The sequence below is a fragment of the Neorhizobium sp. SOG26 genome (assembly GCF_003491345.1).
Classification (GTDB): domain Bacteria; phylum Pseudomonadota; class Alphaproteobacteria; order Rhizobiales; family Rhizobiaceae; genus Neorhizobium; species Neorhizobium turbinariae.
Window position 1 is genome coordinate 2,580,888 of sequence record NZ_CP025512.1, and the last position, 20,175, is coordinate 2,601,062.

Here is a 20,175-nt window from a genome sequence, read left to right on the forward strand (position 1 = left end):
TCTTCAAAGGCGTCTCCAAATTGTCATGCCTATTGAAGCCTCTCACGAGGGTATAATCCCGTCAATGACGTGGCATCCGATCCGAGGTATCGTAAGCACCCGAGGTTCTTTCTATTACCCATCCATAAGGCGACGTCTCGCGACTCGTTCAAAGCCAAGTCCGCAGAAGAGGAACCCCAGCCCGGTCCAGAGGACGTATGCCTTGTCCAGAACCTTGTCGCTATAGGTCGGATAGTAGGCGGTGCGCATCCACTCCACGCAATGCAGCACAGGGTTCCATGAAAGGGCGTAAGCCACCTGTTCAGGTAGCTTTGACACAACAAAAAGGGTTCCGGAACCGATGTACAGCACCAGGCAGATGATTATCCAGGCGATTGTGAAGAATGGCGAAATCACAGCAAGGGAAGCAACCAACACACCAGCTCCCAGCCCCAAAAACAGCGCGGCGAGATAAGCCGAAACGGCGGACTGCACGTCAGAGGGCCAGGGGTCGTCGCCAAGAACGAGCAGGACACCGATCATGAAGACCAGCGTCAGAATACCCCCGATGGCCTCCAGGTATGCCCTGGCGAAGACGATATCGAGGAGCCTGACTATCGGGAAGGACATCATCTGGCGGTTATTGACTACTGAAACAGCCATGTAGCGAGAGACATACGAAAACAGGAGCGTCGGCACCAGGCCTGTCGCGAAGAACACGTTCAGGCTCTCACCATAGGGCGCGCGCCGGCCGGTGAAATTATAGATGGCCAGGAGCACAAGCATATGCACCAGGGGCCAGAGAGACGTAACAAAAAACCCCAGGCCGTGATTAAAAAACCGGGTCCGGATGTCTCTCAGAACGACCGCCGTCATCACATGGTACTTCTGGGAGAACGCTTGCCGCAGGGTATTCGCACCCTTCTTGTGTGCCAGTGCCGTCATAGACCATTCCGTCTTGCCTGATCGAGGGGCCTCCGTCGAAGGGTGACCGCCCGCTGCGTATCCGTTACCCGTTTGTCATGAATATGAACAGCATCTTCATAGGGGCGGCGAATTTCAATAGGGCCGTCGCTGCGACCTGCCCAACGGTACCCATGCTCGCATTGGAGGTGACCGCGGGTATTTTCCTGTTGCCGGTCGCCGTCCTGGCTTCGGCGTTCGGCTATCTTGATGTTTCGTTGATCATCCTGTCCGGAGGGGTTTCGCCATAGGCCACGGCGTGCTGCATCGGGTGCAGCGACGGGTGAAACAAGCCCGGAAGGATGAGGGTGACCGATAAACCATCCTGCTCAAAGTAGAGTTCAGGATTGGCGGCGCGACAGGAAGTCCACGGTGCCGGTGCTAGCCTCCAGCTGCTCCACTCCGAGCGGCGTTAAGCGCGGCGGTTCCTCTGGGGTGCAGAACCCGAAGGCGGTCAGTTGCATCAAGCAGATCATCTGAACGACGCCGGTTCGCCGCGGGACCTGGCCGGCAACCATGCGTAACGTTTCGATCTCTTCGGGAATCAACTCAGTCATCAGTTCCTCCACGGCCTAGATAGGCTCGCGGCGACCCCAGTCAATTCCACATCATCGGAGAACATCATGAACGTCACCGTACAAGCGGTGCAGCGGTCAATGGTGGGCGAGGGTGAATCGCTGCTTGCGCCTATGCACGAGCGGTGTCTTGCGACGCTGCATGATCTGGGTACGGCGAGCTTCGTAAGAAGAGAGTGCGGTTTCCTCTTCGAACTGCCGCTGATAAGCGCGGGACCGGAGCCAGATCGATGCCCCAACCATCAGCACAAGCGCGGCAATAGCGCCTGCGAACACTGAAAGTACGACGAGCAACGTAGTCATAGGCTCCACCTGGGATTTGTCTCGTCATCTAACAATACCAAACACGCCGTTTTGTTCACGGCAGCACTTCTATCCTGCCTCTACATCTAAAGGACGAACATCATGACTGTGCCCATCACGGCGCAGCAAATCCGCACGGCTTCCAAGGCCGCGGGGAGTGCTGCCAACCTGCAATCTGTTTTGACCTCTCTCGATCGATACGGTGCCGATGTTGGCCTCGATCGCCTGCACCGCCTGGTTCACTACCTCGCGCAGCTCATGCACGAGAGCGGGAGCTTCAAGTTCGACAAGGAGATCTGGGGCCCGACGCCAGCGCAACAGCGGTACGATACGCGCACCGATCTCGGCAACACGCCTGAGAAGGATGGCGACGGATTCCTGTACCGTGGCCGTGGCGCGATCCAGATCACCGGCAAGTCGAACTACACGCAGTTCCGCGATTGGTGCCGAAAGAAGGGCTATAACCCGCCTGACTTCGTGGCTCAGCCGGACTTGGTGAACACCGACCCGTGGGAAGGGCTTGTTCCGATCTGGTATTGGACGACGCGCAACCTCAACACCTGGGCTGACCAGAACGACATCGAGACGATCACCAAAAAGATCAACGGCGGCAAAAACGGCCTTGCTGACCGGATCGACTATTACGGCCGGCTGGCGCTGGTCGTTTGCGGCTACTCGCCCGACGCCTCTGGCGCCAAGGCATTCCAGCGCGCTGCAGGGTTCGTTGGTGACGCTGTTGACGGCGACGTAGGCCCAAAGACACGCGCGGCGCTGCACAAGGCGCTACTGGCCCGATCTGCGGTCTCTGGAGCGGAGGAAGTCCGTTCGGCTCCGGTGGTAGAGGAAACCACGGTTGAAAAGCCGGTCGTTCCGGAGACGGTCGAAAAGCAGGTGAAGAAGAAGTTCAACCTGTTCGGCTGGGTGAGCGCGATCTTCTCGGGCGGCGGTCTCGGCGCCCTTGGTCTTGCCGGCATGAACTGGCAGGCGATCGTCGCGCTCGGGGGCGTGGTCATCATCGCCTTCGTGGTGGTCATCCTGCTGCGCCAGAAGATCATCGCAGCCATCAGGGATGTCCGCCACGCGGTGGAGGAATAGATGCTCTCCACGCCTCGCATCACCGGCCTGTTGGCCATCATCGCCATCTTGAGCCTCGTCGTCCTCTGGATCTATCGCGAGGGCGGCGAGGACGTTCGCAACTCCATCGAAAGGCAGAACAATGAAGCCGGTGACCTCTCCGATCGTGCTCGCATCGAGTTTGACATGTGCCTTGATAGCGGCGGGGTGTGGAGCAACAGCACCCGCAAGTGCGCCAGGCCTCCGGCGCGTCGTGGGAACTGATCTCATCGGCGCCCGCGGTGCAACGCCTGCTGATGAACGGAAGATCGGCCGGACGGTCGCCGGCATCTGCGCCGCCTCGATCTGGACCAGGGACGAGTGCCGCCGGCACGACGAGGCGGTTAAGCCGTGAACGGGGCAAGGAGAGGCACCCGGCAGTGCCAGCTGCGGGGCGGCCGAGGTGAGTAGGGGGATCCACCTCGACCGCCTGCTCGGTTTTTTCATGCGCGCGCCGAGCAACCGATCCTGGAACTTAAAGGGAGGTTTGATCAACGCCAACTTCGGTTGGTGCCCCCCTTAAATAAGAGGGGGTCTTGTGCCGTACTGAGTATGTAAGGGTTTGCTCGCGCGGAAAGTGCGGAAAACGAAGAAGCGCGTGCATCCCCCAAGAGCACGCGCTTCCCACGAAACCGAGGCTCTTCTGGGCTCGGTCATTCAGATGGTACCCCAGTCGAATAGGACGGCATTTGCATCGAAAGATTTAGAGGGGGGACTTCGAAGTCGTGACAGGTGGTCGAGTGGCGCGTCCGAAGGAGATTGCCTTTCCCAAGATGGCGGCACACAAACGTGCTGGATCGTTTTCCCCGCGCTGGACTGCAAGCTGTCTGATACACCTGCAATGCATTGAATGGAGAAGTCGTAGATCCCGATCAGGGTAAGCCCTTCGAGCTAAGACGCGGCGCATAAGCAGGCAGGGTCCTTGCCGTGTCGTTACCACTGGTGGCGGCTCCCTCACCTAGCAGCAGTGCATCTTGCGCGAATTTTGCGAAGATAAGCCGCGCTTGCTCTGTAGGGAGACGACGTCGAAGAACCGCAGAACAGGCGTTGCGCGCTGCGAGGTAGAGCTCGTCTCGCTCGCCGGCGAACCGGTTGGAGAGGAAAGAGAGAGCCTCTGCAGGGTTAGCGACCGCCTCCCGCCTGTATGAGCTTAGCCGCAAGACTATGGGAGCAGACCAGTCAGCCCAATGCGGGTCTACCACCGATAGATCCACTTTCCACTTCCGTCGCTGAGACATGATTCAAACCTCCGACCGCAGAAATCATGGAAACTGAAGCTTGTGCTAGCCTCGCTCACCTGCAGGTCGGGTTGTTCTAGTGGCTCTTTCTGACTTGGATCTCGCTCTCGTACGCCGCGAGGAAGAACATCTTCGCCGTCTCGTGGTCCGCCTCAAGGCGTAATGCTGCGCAACAGATGCTGATCGCTCTGGAGCAAGCAGGGTTTGTGACGGTGAAGTTTTCTCGCATGTAGCGAACCGCCTCTGCCGGCCCAGTGATCTGGCGAACACGTGTCTTCTCAACAAGGTTCACCGGCGGGTGCCATCGTCCGTGAAACAGCACAGGAATAATCTGCGACATATCTTTCCCCCTTAGCTCATCTGCGTAAGCTCGAAGGGAATATTCCGCTTTTCTACAATGAACGCGAGTCTCACCTGACTACCTCTTTTGGTGCAGAGGGCAGCCCGCAGGGCAAGGACGGTGGCTTAACAGATGCTGAAATGGCGCTGGTAACTGCCAGGTCACGATCGCTCACGCGCGTGCCCAGGCGCTTGAGGAACCTCGGCCTCGGGAGGTTGCTTACGTTCTGAGCACCGGGCGGCATGAACATTCGGGTACTGCCGTGACCAAAATGGCGGGGATCGTATAAAGCAAAGGAGAGCCACCCTGGCGGGGGTAGCTCTCCTTCAAGCCTCATTGGAGGTGAGGTTTGATAGCCGAACCGGTTGGGTGGTTGGCTGAAAACAAGATAGCTCGACTTCGCCATGCCGGGTATCGTTTCAAACGCGGTACAGGCTACCTAAAAAGAAGAAGGGCCCAGCCGTTTTTTCCGCCTGAGCCCAAAGCTGTTTGATACGTCTTCAGGATGCATCATGCCGAGACGATTGTAGTCACCCAGCCGGGCCAAAATTGCAGGATGGGCAAGCGGGTCAGGCCAAGACGTAAGCCTCTATTGCCGCTGACATGAACATCTCGCGAGCTTCCTCAATGGAGGAGGCTCGTCTCGCAGCTGCCTCGCATCGTAGGAGCGCCAGTTCGAAATAAAGACCTGAATTGTGAGGCCATCGGTGCTCCAAGCACTCGATGGCCTCTACCGGGCCTGGGATTGGCTCAGGTAGCCCATAACCGATCCTGATGGTGACCGGATACTTCCAGTGCCGTTCTGCGATGATCTCCTGCATTTGTTTCTCCGCCAAAGGAGAGCGCGTAGGGGCGCGTGCCATGCCACTGAACACGCGCTCCCTACAAGTCGAGGCTCTTCGCTGCTCGGCTGCGTCATAATCGTACGCTTCTACGGTAACGCGGCAACCTGACCGAAAGCGGTATTATCTTGGCATGCGGGCACGCCACTGCGCAGGGCACGAGAGCTGAGGGTTGGTCAAAGCAAAAAGAGAGCCACCCGGCGGGGGCAGCTCTCCTTCGTCATCATTGGAAGCTAGGTTCAATTGCCGACCGGTTGGGTGGTCGGCTGAAGACAAACTATCCTGCTTTACTCATCCAAGGCACCGCTACAAACGCTGTAGCAGCTTCGGCACAATGAAGAGAGGGACCCAGCCGTTTTTCCCGTCTGAGCCCCCAAAGCTGTTGGATACATCTTTAGGCTAGGTTAAATTAGCATTTAGTCAATTAAACCATTTGGTCTACCTCGGCCATTTTTCTCCATCATTTGAAACAAAATCGGTCACGGATAATGTGCGAATGACATTGCCATCGGCATTGACGATATCGACCCGATCGAACGGAACAGGTTCGCCGCGAGCCTTCATCTCACCAACGATTTCGGACAGAGAGGTTGCAATCTCTGCAACAGCTTGATCTTCAGAAGAAAATTCAAGCCCATCTCGATCGATCACAGAGTCCAGCGCCCCATGGGCGTGGATAAAGTATTTCATCTAGCAAGTATCTTTCCAGGCAACTGGTGCTTGCCGACTCGGGCTTCACCGAACGTGAGAAAGCGACTGCATCGTGGCGTTTAGATGTCGCCCACGATGCGAGTGCGGGTCAGTTCACCGTCTTGCCGCTCACCTTCAGCACTGAAGCAAACAGCGTGGACAGATCGGGCGGCCGGTTTGGGTCTGCGTTCCAGTCTGCATCAAGGCAGCACTGAGGGCATGGCATGCCGGCGCCACCGCAGCCGCAAGCCTTGGGGCCATGCCATGGCTTGGTGGAGTGGAACTCGCATACAAACCCGGTTCCTCTGCAACGATGACAGTTCGCCATCTCTGACCTCGTGAGCTTCCATGAACGAACCAACATACACGGCGGCCGGCAGTATCGCGGCTGCAACGGGGCGATGCTCGCCGTCGAGAAGGTTGAAGATGGGCGCGTGTTCTACCGGATCAATGGAACCCGAACCAGAACATCAATGGAGCTATGCGCGTTCGCGCCAATCATGAAACACCAACTGAAAAGCGAGGCAGATGGCAGGCCAGAACGATGAAGTGCTGCGCGCTCTGGGGCGGCTGGAGGAAAGCGTCAGGTTGCTACGTGAGGACTTCCAGGAAGAGAAGTCCGCAGCCCGCGAAAGCCGAGCGGCCATCCATACGCGCCTGGACAGGCAGCAGGACGATCTTTCTCACCTTGAGACGACTGTCGTGCTGAGCGGCCAGACTGTCGCCCAGCAGCGAGACGTGATCGTCGGCCTCAAGGAGACTGTGGAGAAGGACATCCGCCCGACGATCGATGAAGTGAAGGACATCAAGCGTCTCGGCAAGACGGCGTCCTTCATCTTCGTCAGCCTTGGGTTCACAGCCGGCGGTGTGTTCTTTACCTTCTGGGACAGCGTGAGGCCTTGGCTCGGGAAGATCCTGATCCGCTAACTGTGCCGGCCCTACCTCAAAAGGCGTAGTTGCCTCATCTGTACGGTCGCGTACATTCGCAATCGGCGGACCATAGTTGCGTATCAGCCCGCTGCGCCCCAATTGGGGTGCAGCGGGCTTTTCTGTCCCCAACGTGGTTTAGCGCTGTCTGGTCTTGATTGTCTGCATCAGGGCGTCGAGCTCGGCGCCGGCGCCCAGCATCAGGTTATCGGCAACTTCGACGATGCCGGAGAGGGCCTCCGCCTCTTGCCATCCTGCCCGCACCGCAGCCTCGGCCGTGACATCGTCAGGGACCTACTCAGCTTCTCCAGCGTCAACATGTCCATAGGACCCGTCCAACGCATTATATCGGGTAAGAATGGGCTGGACACATTTCCGAAAAAGCTAGTGATTGCGTGGGCGGAACGAGTGTCCAGAAACTGGCTAAATGGTTGACGCTAAATAATTCAGGTATGCCGGCACGGGGCACCAAAAAACGCATTGCAAGCCAAACACTTGCTATGTTTTCAATGACTTGATCTTCCATCTGCTACAGCGACTTGCTACATCGCAGGGAATGGAAGACATGACTGCATACCCTTGGTTATTCCTCCGAAACCGCACCTACTACCTTCGCGCTCCGGTGCCCGCAGACATTCGTGAGTCGCTGGGAAAGTCTCAGGTGTGGAAATCTCTCAGGACAAGCGACCGCCGAACGGCAATCGATCGGCTCCGCCAAGAGAGTGCGGTGGTCATGGCATTCTTCGAGAAAGAGCGGCACAGACAAGCTCGACGTAACGCTCCCCCTCTTGCAGAACTCTCGGAAGCTCAGATCAAGCTCGCCGCCGACATGTATTTTGCGCATCTCCTGGAGGAGGACGAAGAACTACGGCTCAGTGGTTTCGAAGGAGAGAGCTTTGAGGAGTTTGCGGAGTGGCTAGATGTTCTGGATGAGGAAAACCGTGCCGAATTCGCTCGCGGGATGATTTCAGAATTTTTTTTGGAAGAGGCCGCTGAAGTTCTCACTTGGGATACCGTTGACCTGCGACTGGTGGACGACTCCCCGAGCTGGATCAGGCTCGTAAGGGCGATATACGCGGCCAGGATCAAAGCTGACGAGATGATCAGACGCCGGAACCGTGGTGATGTAATAGAAACGCCGAAACCAGTTGCAGCGATAGAGAAGCAACCGGCTAAGCCGACCCTGGAAGATGCGAAGCAGTTCTACATCAACGAAAAGGTTTCTGGCACCGAGTTCGCTCAGAAAAAGCGAAAGAACCGCCTTGAGGCGCTTATGAGGACGGTGAAGGCCGCTCTCGGTGACGTGCCATGTTTACCAGATTGGACGGTGGACGATGCTTATAAGGTCCGCGACTACATGCTCAACAAGGGAACGCTAAAAGCGTCCTCCGTTCGCCGCGAACTCAATGACCTCAAAGGCATCTTCTCGCTTTATAAGGAGAAGAAGCTGAGGAGCATGGATAACCCGTTTTCCGGTCTGGACCTCCCGAAGAGCGCGGTTTCGGACAAGGACGCACGAGAACCGTTGCCCGCTAATGTACTTAACGCCACTCGTGCATTAGTTTTGGAGAGGGCAAACCCTGATCTTAAGCTGATCTGGCGGCTTCTCGAAGGGACAGGCTGTCGTTTGGCTGAGGTCACTGGTTTAAGACGACAAGACATCGTTCTTGATGTCCAGTGTCCTCATTTGCGTATCATCCCACATGAAGGAAGAATGCTTCTTCGAGACGCGATGTGCCTCTGGTTGGGGATGCACTCATAGCCGCGAAGGAAGCGCATTGCTCTTCAGAGGGAAGCCAGTATGTGTTCGCTCGATACTCTGGCCCAGGAGGGCCTAACACCGCCTCGCAGTCGCTGATGAAATGGCTAAGGAAGGTCAGCACCGACCCACTTCATGCGGTACATTCACTACGCCACAACATGGCCGACAGATGCGACCTCCCTGGCGTCCATCCCACCGACAAGGCAGCCATCCTCGGTCATCTCGCTGGCGGAGCCAGTGAGAAACACTACGGTTCCTCCGCTGTTAAGTTGGTGAGCGTGACAAGAGCCATGCGGCGGGCCTTCGGCATAGATGAAAGCGGCGACTGATTGACTTCATTGCAGAGCCGAGGCTCCCCAACCATCTCTACCTATTGACTGTACCGCCCGCTCTTATGTTTTATTTTGATTTCGCTATTGAATTCCGTCCACAAAAGGCGATCTGCAGCCGATGAGGTTCACGTCCGAAATCCTAACGCAGATACTCGAAGAAGGCCGCCTCGCAGCGGTGTTCGGACGATCGACTGCAGCCAATCCCTACATCGATGACATGAACAACGAACGCCTGGACGCTTGGCTTGAGGGTTACAGAGCCGTTCAAAGGCCAAAAAAGTGATGGTTTGTCTCCGCCGCTGATGTTTGCGAGGAAACAAGGTCACCTCGTAGTCGCGTTGCTGCTCGACCGCCCGGAGACGTTGCCCTGCTGAAGACGACTGTTCTTCAAGTTGCATCGTTGGTGTGCGCACCGCCTTCAGTACGGAACGAGTTCACGCAGTGTCTGTCTGCTCGTGCCCACCGGATGAGCGAATATCATTGTCTGCGCGTTCGCCAACATCCCGGAACCGAACCAACTTGCCGCGTTTCTCGTCCCATAGAACAAGCCTGACACAACGTAAGCTGTCTTTGAGGGTGACCCGTCCGATGGCAGCAAGCTCCGGATGTTGCTCCAGCACTTCGGGCAGCCTATAGTAGGGAATACGGCTCGACAGATGATGCACGTGATGTATCCCGATGTTGCCTGTGAGCCATCGCAAAACCAGCGGCAGATCGTAATGAGACGCGCCGTGAAGGGCCGCACCGGGAAAGTGCCAGTCTTCTTCGTTCCTCCAGTGCGTCTCCTCAAACTGATGCTGAACGTAGAACAGCCATATGCCGGCCGCCCCCGCCAGCAGCACGATTGGCAGATGGGTGGCCAGGAAGGGTCCTATACCGATGATCCAGGCCAACAGGATGACCATAAGCGCAGCGGCGAGGTTGGTCCCCATGGTCGACACCCAAGGCATCGCCCCTGAACGCATCAACCCGAACGGGAGTCGTTGCTTCAAAAGGAAGATCCAAATCGGCCCTAATCCGAACATCACGAGTGGATGCCGATAAAGCCGGTAAGCCAAGCGCCGCCACCAGGACAAAGCGCGATATTCGGCTACGGTGAATGTCGTGATGTCGCCAATGCCACGCTCATCCAGGTTCCCGGCTGATGCATGGTGGATGGCGTGCGTACGCCGCCAATAATCATACGGTGTAAGTGTGAGAACACCAAGACCGCGCCCGGTCCAGTCATCGAGGCTGCGGCGGGCGAAAAAGGACCCGTGGCCACAATCGTGCTGGATTGTAAACAGCCGTAACAGGAAGGCTGCGGCTACAGGAACCACGAGGATGAGAACGAGCCAAAACTCGTTAGACGCGCAGATATAGGCAAGCAACCAGAAGATTCCGAAAGCGCTTGCTGTAACGAACAGTTCAAAGGTGCTGCGGCGAACATTGGGCTGTCGATACCGAGACAGCGTTTTCATCCAGGCGGAGGCGTCGAGGTCGGATGGCCTCGACGTTTGACGTACAGCGATATTCATTGCGTCAGACTATTTGTGTTTCTTGCCTGAGCCGGTCGCTCCGCTGGTATCCTTGACTTGGCTTCCCAGAGTTGGGGGCACTATCGTTGCGCTCTTATCCTTCGGCTTTCTAATCTCGCGGTTGCTTCTTACTTGGCCCTTAGCCATAATCTTTTCCTCTGCGTGAGTGGATGTGCAGTCGCCAGCACGCTCGATGTTCATCTCGAGGCGGCCTGTCCGCACAGGTGTGCTTTCTAGGTTCTTGGGTATGATACGAGCCGCTCAGAGAGGGCGTGTCACCAAGCCGATCGAGAACGATGACGACTGGAACAGCATCGGAAGCTCCAAGCGTATGGTCCGAGACCGTTGGCTCAATATGGCCGGAGCCGCCTCATGAAGAAGCACCTCACCTGCGAGGACGTTCTCGCGATAGCCAAAGTCGCTAACACTGACGAGGTTTCGATCTAGTCGGAGGCTGGAAGACATGTCGTCCTCCTTTCATTGGGGCCAAGCGATGAGCCTGATGCGGCAGCGCCCGGACAATGGCTACCGAAGGGCCTGACTGTATATAACATCGCCATCGTGTGCAATGGACGCCTGCCTCACCGAGAAACCGGCCGAACCCGCTTCGGACGGCACGTGATCACAATGAGGCGGAGGTGTAACTATCCTGAATTGCGTCCGCGCTGTCGTCGCCAACACCAAGGAGGCTGATGAGCGCGCTTCTTTCCGGGCCAAACGGTTTCTGGTTCAGAAACTCCGCAACGGGCATTTGTGTCTGGTGGCCGCCCGAGGGCTCGTTCGCTTTATGGAGAACGAGAGCTTGTTGATTGGCTTCGTCGGTTAGCAGGAACCATTGGTCCCCATTGGGGCTGGAAGCAAACTGCTGAAGGTTATGCATGGGGCTAGGTTCCTCAGGGAAATAGAGTCGGTTCCGGCTGCTATAGCGAAGAGCGCGATTGCTCCTGATCCCTGGCAAGAGCCTCATCAAGAGCAGCTTCCGTTACGGCGACGGCTTCGGTAAAGGCACCCGACGTCAACATGATCGTCAGCGTGCGGTGGTAACCTTCCCACATGACATCGAGAGGCTCCTCGACAATCTGGACATCGAACTCGCCCGGTCCATGTACCTTATCCATTCCGGGCAGCAGGAAGGGGCTCTGGAACGTGACCCGCCTGAAACTTGTCTTGGTGTTCATGAGGGTATCCTCGGCCGAGGCTGAGAAGCTATCTCAGATCGGCGGCTTTGAGAGTGTAGGTCATGCCGTGTTTCGGATTGTAGAGCTTCAAGGCAATCTGCTGGATTTTGGTGCGAGCAGCATCAAAGGCACGCAAGTAATCTTGTTCTGACAGCCTCGTTGTTGATTTGCACTGAGAGCTGACCCGGGATTTGCGCCGAGAAGTGACCCGCCTTAGGTATCGTCCGTCGTGGTTGGGGTGGTCAAGTTCCTGCGTTTCTCCTTCGTAGTTTTGGGCTCATGGGCTGAACTGTTTTTGAAGCGGAAGCTGTCGTTTCCGGTTTCGAGGATGTGGCAATGATGTGTGAGCCGGTCGAGCAACGCGGTGGTCATCTTGGCATCGCCAAAAACGCTGGCCCATTCGCTGAAGCTCAGGTTGGTGGTGATGATGACGCTCGTGTGCTCGTAGAGTTTACTCAGTAAATGGAAGAGCAGCGCACCGCCTGAAGCACTGAACGGCAGGTAACCGAGTTCGTCCAGGATGACGAGATCGGAGTGTGCCAGGCGGTTGGCGATCTGCCCTGGTCGGCCTTGGGACTTCTCTTGCTCGAGCGCGTTGACCAGTTCCACGGTCGAGAAGAACCGAACTCGCTTGTGATGATGTTCGATAGCCTGGACACCAATTGCCGTGGCGATATGCGTTTTGCCCGTGCCGGGGCCGCCGACCAGGACGATGTTGTTGGCGTCGTCGAGGAAGTCGCAGCGATGAAGCTGACGCACCAGCGCCTCATTGATCTCACTGCTGGCGAAGTCGAAGCCGTTCAGATCACGATAGGCTGGAAAGCGTGCCGTCTTGAGCTGGTAGGCGGTCGATCGAACTTCGCGTTCCGCAGTCTCGGCCTTGAGAAGCTGCGACAGGATCGGGATTGCCGCCTCGAACGCCGGCGATCCTTGCTCCGTGAGCTCGCCGACGGCCTGGGCCATGCCGTGCATCTTCAGTTGCCGCAACATGATGACGATAGCGCCGCTTGCCGGATTATGACGCATGGCGAGCCTCCGTCTTTCTCAGCGCATCGTAGCGTTCGACATTGGCCTTGGGCTCGTTGATGAGCGTCAGGGCCTGAGGGGCGTCAATGGTGGGCGGTGTGAAGGATTTGCCGTCGACGAGGCGATGCAGCAGGTTCAGCACGTGGGTCTTCGTGGGGACGCCGGACTTCAGTGCCATGTCCACGGCCGACAGGATGGCCTGTTCGTCGTGCTGGAGGACCAGCGCCAGGATATCGACCATCTCGCGGTCGCCACCCGGCTTCTTCAGGAGGTATTGCTGCAAGGCTCGGAATGCGTCCGGTAGCTCAACGAACGGTGCACCATTGCGAAGAGCGCCCGGCTTGCGTTGCACGACCGCCAGATAATGCCGCCAGTCGTAGATCGTCTGTCCCGGTCGATCATGAGAGCGATCGATGACACGGCGGTGCTCACAGACGATCTGGCCCTCCGCGGCGACAACGATACGGTCCGGATAGACCCGGAGGCTCACCGGCCGATTGGCGAAGGATGCCGGGACACTGTAGCGATTGCGCTCCAGATGGACGAGGCAGGTCGGCGTGACCCGCTTGGTATACTCGACGAAGCCGTCGAACGGCCGGGAAACCGGCATCAATACCAAAGCTTCCTCAGCCCAGATGTCAGCGATGGTGCCGCGCATCTGGCCGTGTGGCGTCTGCGCCCACAATTCCTTGCAGCGCTGCTCCAGCCAGTCGTTCAACGCTTCCAGCGACGGAAAGCGCGGCGTGGGCTGCCAGAGACGATGACGGGCATCCTGAACGTTCTTCTCGACCTGTCCTTTCTCCCAGCCGGAGGCAGGATTGCAGAACTCGGGTTCGAACACATAGTGGCTGGCCATTGCCAGGAAGCGGATGTTGACGTCACGCTCTTTGCCACGGCCGACCTTGTCGATTGCCGTGCGCATGTTGTCGTAGATGCCGCGACCGGGGATGCCGCCGAAGACCCGGAATGCATGGTTGTGGGCGTCGAACAGCATCTCGTGCGTCTGCAAGAGATAGGCACGGACGATGAAGGCGCGGCTGTAACTCAGCTTCGTATGCGCCACCTGCAGCTTGGTGCGCTCATTGCCAATGATGGCCCAGTCCTCCGACCAATCGAATTGGAACGCTTCGCCCGGCTCGAAGGCCAGAGGCACGAACGTTCCGCGCCCCGTCGTCTGGAATTCCCTCTGCCGGTCTGCCTTCCATTCCCGGGCAAAGGCTGCAACACGGCAGTAGGAACCGTCATAGCCGAGGCTCACCAGGTCGGCGTGGAGCTGCTTCAGGGTGCGCTTCTGTTTGCGGCCCTTCTTGGATTCCGTCTTCAGCCAGGCCGACAGCCGATCTGCGAAAGGGTCGAGCTTGCTCGGTCGCTCCGGGACCTTGAACTTCGGCTCGACGCCGTCCAACCGCAGGTATTTGCGGACAGTGTTCCGGGACAGGCCGGTCCTGCGGCAAATCTCCCGAATCGAAAGATGCTCTCGAAAATGCCAGCGTCGGATTACGCTCAGTAACGCCATGTCGATCACTCCAAAGCCCCCGCTGAAACCTCGCGAGGGATGATTGAAACATGGGTCAAATCTCAGTGATAATTTCCCGCAATCCCGGGTCAGCTCTCAGTGCAAATCAACAGTTGCAGCCCTGATCTCCTCATAACACCAAATTTGCTCGGGGCTATGGGCTACGTTGTCCGCGACACCCTGAACATAGCATGGCCCGACCATGTGCCAAGGCGGGGTCGAAATGTTGGAGACGTAACCCACTTCCGTTCACTGATCCATGTAGAAGGAATGTCGAAGCACGGGACGTTCCTTGCATCATCGACCTTGGACCATGTCCAACGCTACAGACGGCTCCTCGAAGGGAAAGGCGTAAAGCGTCTCTATGTAGAGAGACCAAACACAGAGCGATCTTTAGTGAATGAGAAAGAAATCAAAGACTATCTAGTTAACAAGATGGGGTTCCACCCCGTCAACCCGGGTCTCCTGAAATTTTCTGAGCAGGTGGCTCTGTTCAAGGATGCGGAGGTGATAGTCGGCATCATGGGCGCAGCCATGACTAACGCTGTTTTCGCGAACGCGTCATGTCGTGTCGTGCATCTCGCTCCCGGCGGGTTCTCTGATACATTCTTTTACCTCCTGTCCCGGATTGTAGGGCAAGACTATATTGAAGTTCGCGGGTTCGGTGATCAAGTGGGCCGGGATACCGGGTTCTCAATCAATCTAGGTCACATCAAAGAAGCCTTGCTATAAAACCATGCCCTCCATCTGTGGCTGCATAAGCTCCGAGATTACTTCTTTCTGGATGTCAGCATGCGCTTTAACGCGCTACTCGGCAGGAAGGCTTTTCAACTCCTCCAACCGAGCTAGCACAGCTAAAACTGACCTGCTCCCCTGATTGTCCGCGTTTATAAGTTAGCTCTGTTCCTATTTTGGTCCTCTCTGGACCGGGTTGCAAACTCGTAAGGGGTTAAGCCGTCGAGGCTGGTATGCGGGCGGTTCAGGTTATAGTCGTTTCTCCAGTCTTCGATAATCTCCCTGGCGTGGCGGTAGCTGGTGAAGAGGTGTTGGTTGAGCATTCATCGCTTAGCCGACCATTGAAGCTTTCCACGAAGCCATTTTGCATGGGCTTACCCGGCGCAATGTAGTGCCACTCGACGGCGTGGTCCTGTTGCCATTTGAGGATGGCGTTCGATGTCAGCTCGGTGCCATTGTCCGAGACGACCATGCAGGGATACCCGATGCTGAGGGCGATTCTGTCCAACTCACGGCCGACACGCTCACCAGACAGCGAATTGTCGACCACCGTGGTAAGGCACTCCCGGCTGAAGTCATCGACAACGCACAGGATGCGGAACCGCCTGCCGTCGACCAGGGCATCCGAGACGAAGTCCAGGCTCCATCGCTGGTTCTGCCCTTGTGGGATCGTCATCGGCGCTCGGGTTCCCAAGGCGCGTTTGCGGCCGCCACGCTTGCGCACGGTCAGGCGCTCCTCCCTGTAGAGCCGATAGAGCTTCTTCCAGTTGATCTCGACGCCTTCCCGCCTGAGCAGAATATGCAGGCGACGATATCCGAAGCGACGCCTTTGGCTGGCCAGTTCCTTGAGCCTCGTTCGGATCGCGATATCATTGCCCCGCGTCGACCGATAGCGGAACACACGCGGATCGATATCGACCAGGCCGCAAGCCCGACGCTGCGAATAGCCCTTTTCCTTCATCGCCCAGGTCACGGCATTCCTCCTTGGACCGGGCTTCAGAAGTTTTTTGCGAGCATCTCCTTCAACGTCGATACATCAAGCATCGCGTCGGCCAGGAGGCGCTTCAGTTTGCCGTTCTCTTCTCCAAGAGCCTTCAACCGTTTGGCCTCGGCCACTTCCATGCCGCCATACTTCGAGCGCCACTTGTAGAAGGTCGCGTCGCTGACACCGTATTTGCGGCACAGCTCAACAGCCGAAAGCCCGGCCTGGCGCTCCTTCAAAATACTGATGATCTGCTCGTCGCTGAAACGGGAACGCTTCATTATCTGTCTCCTTCTCGGGAGAACAGACTAACCTCAAACCGAGGACATTCGAGGGGAGCAGGTCACGTCTCGTCGCAGATGAGAGACACCCCCTCAACATTTAACCGATCGGCGGTAGAAACACTGTCGGTCGTGCCAGGAGAGATGAACCTAAACCCGCCCTCTCCCGTGCAGCGTACTCTCGACTGGTCAACCGAGATGGAGCGGCTGATCTCCGCCCTGACCCTGTCCACGAACGCAAAGGCAGTGAAAGGCACTCTCACCGAGCTCAATGCCGTTGTTGGCAGCTTTGCCAACGGCGATATCGGCCTTGTCGTCACCGATGCGACTTTGGCGCCGGCGCTTCATCGACAGCAGGATACCGCTGCCTCCGCCGCCCATCTTCGAGAACGCCATGCTCGCGATCTGCTGCAGAACGCCCTTCAGGACATCGGACCACTTCTTGGTGCCGTTGACGGTAACGCCGTTGGGGAAGGTGATCCGATGCTGCACAGTCTCACCCGAGTCCATGAGCGTGCGCAGCAGGATGTCCGTGTCGCTGCCGGGGATATAGTTGATCTCGAACGAGGCTTCGCCGTTGTCGATCAGGCCGGCGATGTATTCGCGACGGCGGCCGGGGCTTTGCATGTGGGTCGTATCGATGCAATCGGCGACGACGCGGCCAGCGTCGCGGGGGTTGGCATAGGTGCAGAGGAAGACGGCGGCGCTGCGCCAGCCGCCGGCATCCATGATCGACTTGATGTCGATGCCCATGTCAGGGTGTCGTGCCGGCCGCAGGTGTGTGACGGCTTGTAGGTGATGCTGGCGCGCTTGCAGACTGCTGCTGTCCGCTCATTGACGGCGTGCCGGTTAGTGTAGCGGGACACCCGATCTTAAGGCTCCCTCCCCTCCGCCAGCTTGAAAAGCCGCGCGACCAGCTGGTCCGTCAGCCACCTTGTGGAGTTCCTGCATGTCTTCGTCTTCACGTGCAAGGCAGTCCGCCCGACCAGGTCGACATCCTTCCATCTCAGCGTGATAGCCTCCGAGACGCGGGCTCCGGTCTGGCTCATGAACAGGACGAGAACCGCGACGTGCGGAATGCCGTCTTTCGCGCAGTGCCGAACGAAGGTGTGCAGCCAAGCCTGCGAAGCCGCCTTCTTCCTCTTCGGCCTCTCCTCCTTGAAGTTTCGAATCCGGACCACCGGCCCCGAGCCTCGATCATAGGCGTGGTAACAGATGGCCCGAACCGGTGTGATGACGCATCTGTTCCTGATCGCATTCGTCTGGGTCGGGAAGATTGTCTTTGCCAACTCGCGAATGCCCGGCACGGGGCACCATCTCTCTCCATACTCTATTTTCCCGCAGCACCGCCTGCCGTGGAACCCGTTCACTTATCTGCATCTTTGCTTGCATTCTCCTGCGACTGCCATTTTAAATGGCAGTTCGGGATGGAGACTATGATGACGCAATGGTCCGTGCAGTGGTGGCGCTATCCGGGTTATGCCTTCGGTGTCCTCAGCAACGACAAGTCCTTCCGCAAGAACCCGCTGATCGGCCACCCCTATCTTAATGAACTCGGCCTGCACCGTGAGCGCGTGCGACTTGCTGCCGGCATTGCCCGCAACCGGCGAAAGTTTTTAGGGCGGTCGCTGGACCAGGCAGAGCGTGAGCAGTTCGAGCGCGACGGCTTCGTCATCCGCGAGAACGCGCTTGCCCCGGATGTCTTCGGGCGGATCCGTGAATTCCTCAAGAACGAGCCGCTGCCGGCGCGCGAGATGCGCCAGGGGCAGACGGTGACGCGGATGATCCCGATCGGGCCGCAGGCACTGCAGCGCCTTCCCGATCTCGCGCATTTTTCAAACAACCGGTCAATCGCCGACCTCGTGCGTTATGTCGGCGGCTGTGGCGGCGATCCGATCTACTACATCCAGACGGTGATTGCCGAGCCGGCACGCAAGGAAGCCGATCCACAGACGGCACTGCATGCAGACACCTTCCATTCGACCTCCAAGGCCTGGCTTTTCCTGGATGATGTCGGGCCGGAGGACGGACCCTTCGTCTTCGTGCCCGGCAGCCACAAGCTGACCCGGGAGCGGATCGAGTGGGAATACCGCCAGAGCCTGATCGCCAGCAATGATGCCCGCGCCCACCATGCCGACGGGTCATTCCGGATCACGCCAGAGGAATTGTCGAAGCTTGGCGACTACAGCCCGCGCAAGGTGACGGTGCCGGCGAATACCCTGGTGGTGGCCGACACCTATGCCTTCCATTCACGCGCCGTCAGTTTCCGGCCGACCGTGCGGGTGGAACTGCATGCCTACCATCGGGGCAACCCGTTCAACCCGTTGCCTTTATCGGGCATGAGCATGATCCCGGGCATCAAGGACCGCCGGCTCGACATCTTCCTTGCCATGTCCGACCGGAAGGCGAAGCGCGACGGCCGAATCCCGACGTGGCGCGACGTCGGAGAATGCACGGCCTACTCCGAGCCGCATATCTGACAGAGCATATAGGTTCTGGCGGAACGGTGATGTCCACAAGAGAGATGCACCGATCCGGGGCACTCTTCCTGACCTGGGGCAGTTTGCTCGCGCCCCGTTAACGCGAACGTAACCAGATTTTTTGACCGGCCTTTAACTAGGGCCACAATGATGGTGATGCTGGTCGCATGACGAAGCGACTGCGCAACTATCTGCTGGCCTGCGGCATCTCACTGGTAATGTGGGTAGCGATCCTTGCCGTGCTTTTCTGGCTGTTCTAGCGCAGGCTTGGCCGGGAAATCCGCAGGGAACGGAAAGGTCAGCGCTTCAACGAGCAGCGGCGCAAGTTCGGCCAGCTCGTAATCTTCAAATTCAGGCAAGTCTTCCGGCTCATTGCGGACGAACGGCGACATCAAGGCGCTCCTTTGGTAACAAAATACCATCGGACCAGGCCAAAGTACATCCATCATCCAAGCGGGTGTTGTCCGGCTGGGTCTATGCCGCCTTGGCGGTCAATTCGACTGTCGATTGGTTGATCCAGGTAACCCAGCATCCATACCCGAAGTCGCGAGGGATCATCAAGGTAGGGACAGGCAAGAAGCGATTGACCCTCGAGCCCCGCCAGCTCGCCTGCCTGGTAGGCGATCATGAACTGTTCGACGCTAAGCCCGAGCAAGGGCGACGATGGATCGTTCATTGACTGGCACCGCGTTAACCCATGTTGTGCGGTAGAAAACCGTCTGGGCCATAATAAGCAGGATGAAAGGCGCTTGCGCCACTCAATTCTTCAAGCGGCACCGGGAGAGCGGCGAGATATTGCAGTGGTGGTTAAAATACCGGGGCGGACGCATGAACGTTCGGCCCGGGTGGCAGAGCTGCTCAGTTCAGCAGGGCATACCCGCTGCAGATGATCCCCGCCCACATCACGACAGAAACTTCGGCTGCAAGAATCAGCCCCTTGGCTCGGTCAGTCATCGGCTCCTCCGGGCCAACCTCCTCGTTGGCTTGGCGATGAATCAATCACAGACTAGGTGATTTGTTCCCGCGCCGCATCCTTACTTCTCGTGGATGTTTATTCGACGCTGGCGGTTGCCATGCCGTCCGTTCCAGGTCCTGTGACAGCACCGTAGATGCTGAGCGTGCCCTGGATGGCGACAGCCCACATGGCGAGGGAAACACCAAAGGCAAGCAGGATGTTACGTAGCCGGGACGACATGAGAACTCCTTCAACACTGGCCTGATCGTGCCACAGGCGGCTTTTCGTCCGGTAAACGGCTTTGGTTAAATGCGGTTCAATCGCGCTTTCGCCCGAATCGGCATGAAAAGCTTCTCATGAAGATGTGTTCGCTTGGGGCCTGGGGTTTGGAGCGGCGCGGATTTACAGCGCGATCCGATCTGCTCTAAGTGAGCGCAAGGC

Annotated in this window: 26 protein-coding genes and 2 pseudogenes; 9 read left to right on the forward strand and 19 right to left on the reverse strand. The window is 57.8% G+C overall.

What is annotated here, in order from left to right; translation table 11 throughout:
- Positions 1-114: 114 nt before the first annotated feature.
- The 3 genes from CYG48_RS12775 to CYG48_RS12790 all read right to left on the reverse strand — a co-directional run bounded on the left by CYG48_RS12775 (position 115) and on the right by CYG48_RS12790 (position 1,820).
- Entirely contained in the window at positions 115-924 is an 810-nt protein-coding gene (locus CYG48_RS12775; protein WP_245450340.1) for an ABC transporter permease, read from the reverse strand.
- Between the two features lie 359 nt (positions 925-1,283).
- The gene (locus CYG48_RS12785) at positions 1,284-1,499 is read right to left on the reverse strand and encodes a hypothetical protein (protein WP_118850726.1); all 216 of its coding nucleotides are present in this window, start codon (positions 1,497-1,499) and stop codon (positions 1,284-1,286) included.
- A 96-nt stretch (positions 1,500-1,595) separates the two neighbouring features.
- Positions 1,596-1,820 (reverse strand): hypothetical protein, encoded by a 225-nt coding sequence (locus CYG48_RS12790; protein WP_150132722.1) that lies wholly within the window; start codon positions 1,818-1,820, stop codon positions 1,596-1,598.
- A gap of 102 nt (positions 1,821-1,922) precedes the next feature.
- Here CYG48_RS12790 and CYG48_RS12795 point away from each other — a divergent pair, with 102 nt between their 5' ends.
- From CYG48_RS12795 to CYG48_RS22650, 3 genes are read left to right on the forward strand one after another with little or no spacing between them, the layout of a single operon-like run.
- The gene (locus CYG48_RS12795) at positions 1,923-2,915 is read left to right on the forward strand and encodes a glycoside hydrolase family 19 protein (RefSeq protein WP_118850728.1); all 993 of its coding nucleotides are present in this window, start codon (positions 1,923-1,925) and stop codon (positions 2,913-2,915) included.
- The gene (locus tag CYG48_RS22530; RefSeq protein WP_199925138.1) at positions 2,916-3,158 is read left to right on the forward strand and encodes a hypothetical protein; all 243 of its coding nucleotides are present in this window, start codon (positions 2,916-2,918) and stop codon (positions 3,156-3,158) included.
- Positions 3,061-3,288 (forward strand): hypothetical protein, encoded by a 228-nt coding sequence (locus CYG48_RS22650; protein ID WP_245450496.1) that lies wholly within the window; start codon positions 3,061-3,063, stop codon positions 3,286-3,288. Before CYG48_RS22530 ends, CYG48_RS22650 begins: the two co-directional genes overlap by 98 nt.
- Before the next feature lie 517 nt (positions 3,289-3,805).
- Here the strand turns inward: CYG48_RS22650 and CYG48_RS22900 are convergent.
- The 4 genes from CYG48_RS22900 to CYG48_RS12820 all read right to left on the reverse strand — a co-directional run bounded on the left by CYG48_RS22900 (position 3,806) and on the right by CYG48_RS12820 (position 6,043).
- Positions 3,806-4,171, reverse strand: coding sequence for a DUF982 domain-containing protein (locus CYG48_RS22900; RefSeq protein ID WP_118850729.1), 366 nt, complete (start codon positions 4,169-4,171; stop codon positions 3,806-3,808).
- 76 nt (positions 4,172-4,247) lie between these two features.
- Positions 4,248-4,511, reverse strand: coding sequence for a DUF982 domain-containing protein (locus tag CYG48_RS12810; RefSeq protein ID WP_118850730.1), 264 nt, complete (start codon positions 4,509-4,511; stop codon positions 4,248-4,250).
- A gap of 569 nt (positions 4,512-5,080) precedes the next feature.
- On the reverse strand, positions 5,081-5,374 hold the full coding sequence (locus tag CYG48_RS12815) for a DUF982 domain-containing protein (RefSeq protein ID WP_340162643.1): 294 nt from the start codon (positions 5,372-5,374) through the stop codon (positions 5,081-5,083).
- 417 nt (positions 5,375-5,791) lie between these two features.
- Positions 5,792-6,043 carry a DUF6894 family protein gene (locus CYG48_RS12820; RefSeq protein ID WP_118850732.1) on the reverse strand — a complete coding sequence of 84 codons (252 nt, stop codon included), beginning with the start codon at positions 6,041-6,043 and terminating at the stop codon, positions 5,792-5,794.
- A 528-nt stretch (positions 6,044-6,571) separates the two neighbouring features.
- On the opposite strand from CYG48_RS12820, the gene CYG48_RS12825 reads away from it, so the two are divergent.
- Complete coding sequence (locus CYG48_RS12825) at positions 6,572-6,970, forward strand: DUF1515 domain-containing protein (RefSeq protein WP_118850733.1); 399 nt, start codon at positions 6,572-6,574, stop codon at positions 6,968-6,970.
- Between the two features lie 138 nt (positions 6,971-7,108).
- Here CYG48_RS12825 and CYG48_RS22780 read toward each other — a convergent pair whose 3' ends face one another.
- Entirely contained in the window at positions 7,109-7,234 is a 126-nt protein-coding gene (locus CYG48_RS22780) for a hypothetical protein (protein ID WP_256371642.1), read from the reverse strand.
- A gap of 301 nt (positions 7,235-7,535) precedes the next feature.
- On the opposite strand from CYG48_RS22780, the pseudogene CYG48_RS22905 reads away from it, so the two are divergent.
- From CYG48_RS22905 to CYG48_RS22910, 3 genes and pseudogenes are all read left to right on the forward strand, one after another.
- Positions 7,536-7,664 (forward strand): annotated as a pseudogene (locus CYG48_RS22905) (DUF6538 domain-containing protein); the annotation flags it as partial.
- Between the two features lie 39 nt (positions 7,665-7,703).
- Positions 7,704-8,732, forward strand: a complete 1,029-nt coding sequence (locus tag CYG48_RS12830; protein ID WP_150132723.1) for a hypothetical protein — start codon at positions 7,704-7,706, stop codon at positions 8,730-8,732.
- 450 nt (positions 8,733-9,182) lie between these two features.
- Complete coding sequence (locus CYG48_RS22910; protein WP_445304305.1) at positions 9,183-9,347, forward strand: ribosome modulation factor; 165 nt, start codon at positions 9,183-9,185, stop codon at positions 9,345-9,347.
- Between the two features lie 151 nt (positions 9,348-9,498).
- On the opposite strand, the gene CYG48_RS12840 is transcribed toward CYG48_RS22910, so the two are convergent.
- From CYG48_RS12840 to istA, 5 genes are all read right to left on the reverse strand, one after another.
- Positions 9,499-10,581, reverse strand: coding sequence for a fatty acid desaturase (locus tag CYG48_RS12840; protein ID WP_118850736.1), 1,083 nt, complete (start codon positions 10,579-10,581; stop codon positions 9,499-9,501).
- Positions 10,582-11,203: 622 nt separating this feature from the next.
- Complete coding sequence (locus CYG48_RS12855; protein ID WP_118850739.1) at positions 11,204-11,461, reverse strand: hypothetical protein; 258 nt, start codon at positions 11,459-11,461, stop codon at positions 11,204-11,206.
- Positions 11,462-11,501: 40 nt separating this feature from the next.
- Positions 11,502-11,759: a hypothetical protein gene (locus tag CYG48_RS12860; RefSeq protein WP_118850740.1), complete on the reverse strand. Its 258-nt coding sequence runs from the start codon at positions 11,757-11,759 to the stop codon at positions 11,502-11,504.
- Between the two features lie 213 nt (positions 11,760-11,972).
- Positions 11,973-12,785 (reverse strand): IS21-like element helper ATPase IstB, encoded by an 813-nt coding sequence (gene istB / locus CYG48_RS12865; RefSeq protein ID WP_057352983.1) that lies wholly within the window; start codon positions 12,783-12,785, stop codon positions 11,973-11,975.
- A complete protein-coding gene (gene istA / locus CYG48_RS12870) occupies positions 12,775-14,301 on the reverse strand; it encodes an IS21 family transposase (RefSeq protein WP_118851503.1) in 1,527 nt (508 codons plus the stop codon). The genes istB and istA overlap by 11 nt, the downstream gene beginning before the upstream one ends.
- Before the next feature lie 156 nt (positions 14,302-14,457).
- On the opposite strand from istA, the gene CYG48_RS12875 reads away from it, so the two are divergent.
- Positions 14,458-15,033 (forward strand): glycosyltransferase family 61 protein, encoded by a 576-nt coding sequence (locus tag CYG48_RS12875; RefSeq protein WP_118850741.1) that lies wholly within the window; start codon positions 14,458-14,460, stop codon positions 15,031-15,033.
- A 155-nt stretch (positions 15,034-15,188) separates the two neighbouring features.
- Here the strand turns inward: CYG48_RS12875 and CYG48_RS12880 are convergent.
- The 3 genes and pseudogenes from CYG48_RS12880 to CYG48_RS12890 all read right to left on the reverse strand — a co-directional run bounded on the left by CYG48_RS12880 (position 15,189) and on the right by CYG48_RS12890 (position 17,669).
- Positions 15,189-16,299: pseudogene (locus CYG48_RS12880) on the reverse strand (IS3 family transposase).
- Between the two features lie 189 nt (positions 16,300-16,488).
- A complete protein-coding gene (locus tag CYG48_RS22535) occupies positions 16,489-17,052 on the reverse strand; it encodes a phage tail tube protein (protein ID WP_199925140.1) in 564 nt (187 codons plus the stop codon).
- Between the two features lie 119 nt (positions 17,053-17,171).
- Positions 17,172-17,669: a tyrosine-type recombinase/integrase gene (locus CYG48_RS12890; protein WP_150132724.1), complete on the reverse strand. Its 498-nt coding sequence runs from the start codon at positions 17,667-17,669 to the stop codon at positions 17,172-17,174.
- Positions 17,670-17,738: 69 nt separating this feature from the next.
- Here CYG48_RS12890 and CYG48_RS12895 point away from each other — a divergent pair, with 69 nt between their 5' ends.
- Positions 17,739-18,779 carry a phytanoyl-CoA dioxygenase family protein gene (locus CYG48_RS12895; RefSeq protein ID WP_199925141.1) on the forward strand — a complete coding sequence of 347 codons (1,041 nt, stop codon included), beginning with the start codon at positions 17,739-17,741 and terminating at the stop codon, positions 18,777-18,779.
- A 209-nt stretch (positions 18,780-18,988) separates the two neighbouring features.
- Here CYG48_RS12895 and CYG48_RS12900 read toward each other — a convergent pair whose 3' ends face one another.
- The 3 genes from CYG48_RS12900 to CYG48_RS22540 all read right to left on the reverse strand — a co-directional run bounded on the left by CYG48_RS12900 (position 18,989) and on the right by CYG48_RS22540 (position 19,974).
- On the reverse strand, positions 18,989-19,171 hold the full coding sequence (locus tag CYG48_RS12900; RefSeq protein WP_118850744.1) for a hypothetical protein: 183 nt from the start codon (positions 19,169-19,171) through the stop codon (positions 18,989-18,991).
- Positions 19,172-19,224: 53 nt separating this feature from the next.
- Positions 19,225-19,455 (reverse strand): ribosome modulation factor, encoded by a 231-nt coding sequence (locus CYG48_RS22300; RefSeq protein ID WP_150132725.1) that lies wholly within the window; start codon positions 19,453-19,455, stop codon positions 19,225-19,227.
- Positions 19,456-19,830: 375 nt separating this feature from the next.
- Positions 19,831-19,974: a hypothetical protein gene (locus CYG48_RS22540; RefSeq protein WP_199925142.1), complete on the reverse strand. Its 144-nt coding sequence runs from the start codon at positions 19,972-19,974 to the stop codon at positions 19,831-19,833.
- Between the last annotated feature and the right edge of the window lie 201 nt (positions 19,975-20,175).

Excerpts from the sequence above, each read along its gene's own strand:
- CYG48_RS12775 (WP_245450340.1), bottom strand. The coding sequence starts at position 924 with ATGACGGCACTGGCACACAAGAAGGGTGCGAATACCCTGCGGCAAGCG.
- CYG48_RS12785 (WP_118850726.1), bottom strand. The coding sequence starts at position 1,499 with ATGACTGAGTTGATTCCCGAAGAGATCGAAACGTTACGCATGGTTGCC.
- CYG48_RS12790 (WP_150132722.1), bottom strand. The coding sequence starts at position 1,820 with ATGACTACGTTGCTCGTCGTACTTTCAGTGTTCGCAGGCGCTATTGCC.
- CYG48_RS12795 (WP_118850728.1), top strand. The coding sequence starts at position 1,923 with ATGACTGTGCCCATCACGGCGCAGCAAATCCGCACGGCTTCCAAGGCC.
- CYG48_RS22530 (WP_199925138.1), top strand. The coding sequence starts at position 2,916 with ATGCTCTCCACGCCTCGCATCACCGGCCTGTTGGCCATCATCGCCATC.
- CYG48_RS22900 (WP_118850729.1), bottom strand. The coding sequence starts at position 4,171 with ATGTCTCAGCGACGGAAGTGGAAAGTGGATCTATCGGTGGTAGACCCG.
- CYG48_RS12810 (WP_118850730.1), bottom strand. The coding sequence starts at position 4,511 with ATGTCGCAGATTATTCCTGTGCTGTTTCACGGACGATGGCACCCGCCG.
- CYG48_RS12815 (WP_340162643.1), bottom strand. The coding sequence starts at position 5,374 with ATGGCACGCGCCCCTACGCGCTCTCCTTTGGCGGAGAAACAAATGCAG.
- CYG48_RS12820 (WP_118850732.1), bottom strand. The coding sequence starts at position 6,043 with ATGAAATACTTTATCCACGCCCATGGGGCGCTGGACTCTGTGATCGAT.
- CYG48_RS12825 (WP_118850733.1), top strand. The coding sequence starts at position 6,572 with ATGGCAGGCCAGAACGATGAAGTGCTGCGCGCTCTGGGGCGGCTGGAG.
- CYG48_RS12830 (WP_150132723.1), top strand. The coding sequence starts at position 7,704 with ATGGCATTCTTCGAGAAAGAGCGGCACAGACAAGCTCGACGTAACGCT.
- CYG48_RS22910 (WP_445304305.1), top strand. The coding sequence starts at position 9,183 with ATGAGGTTCACGTCCGAAATCCTAACGCAGATACTCGAAGAAGGCCGC.
- CYG48_RS12840 (WP_118850736.1), bottom strand. The coding sequence starts at position 10,581 with ATGAATATCGCTGTACGTCAAACGTCGAGGCCATCCGACCTCGACGCC.
- CYG48_RS12855 (WP_118850739.1), bottom strand. The coding sequence starts at position 11,461 with ATGCATAACCTTCAGCAGTTTGCTTCCAGCCCCAATGGGGACCAATGG.
- CYG48_RS12860 (WP_118850740.1), bottom strand. The coding sequence starts at position 11,759 with ATGAACACCAAGACAAGTTTCAGGCGGGTCACGTTCCAGAGCCCCTTC.
- istB (WP_057352983.1), bottom strand. The coding sequence starts at position 12,785 with ATGCGTCATAATCCGGCAAGCGGCGCTATCGTCATCATGTTGCGGCAA.
- istA (WP_118851503.1), bottom strand. The coding sequence starts at position 14,301 with ATGGCGTTACTGAGCGTAATCCGACGCTGGCATTTTCGAGAGCATCTT.
- CYG48_RS12875 (WP_118850741.1), top strand. The coding sequence starts at position 14,458 with ATGGGCTACGTTGTCCGCGACACCCTGAACATAGCATGGCCCGACCAT.
- CYG48_RS22535 (WP_199925140.1), bottom strand. The coding sequence starts at position 17,052 with ATGGGCATCGACATCAAGTCGATCATGGATGCCGGCGGCTGGCGCAGC.
- CYG48_RS12895 (WP_199925141.1), top strand. The coding sequence starts at position 17,739 with ATGACGCAATGGTCCGTGCAGTGGTGGCGCTATCCGGGTTATGCCTTC.
- CYG48_RS12900 (WP_118850744.1), bottom strand. The coding sequence starts at position 19,171 with ATGTCGCCGTTCGTCCGCAATGAGCCGGAAGACTTGCCTGAATTTGAA.
- CYG48_RS22300 (WP_150132725.1), bottom strand. The coding sequence starts at position 19,455 with ATGAACGATCCATCGTCGCCCTTGCTCGGGCTTAGCGTCGAACAGTTC.
- CYG48_RS22540 (WP_199925142.1), bottom strand. The coding sequence starts at position 19,974 with ATGTCGTCCCGGCTACGTAACATCCTGCTTGCCTTTGGTGTTTCCCTC.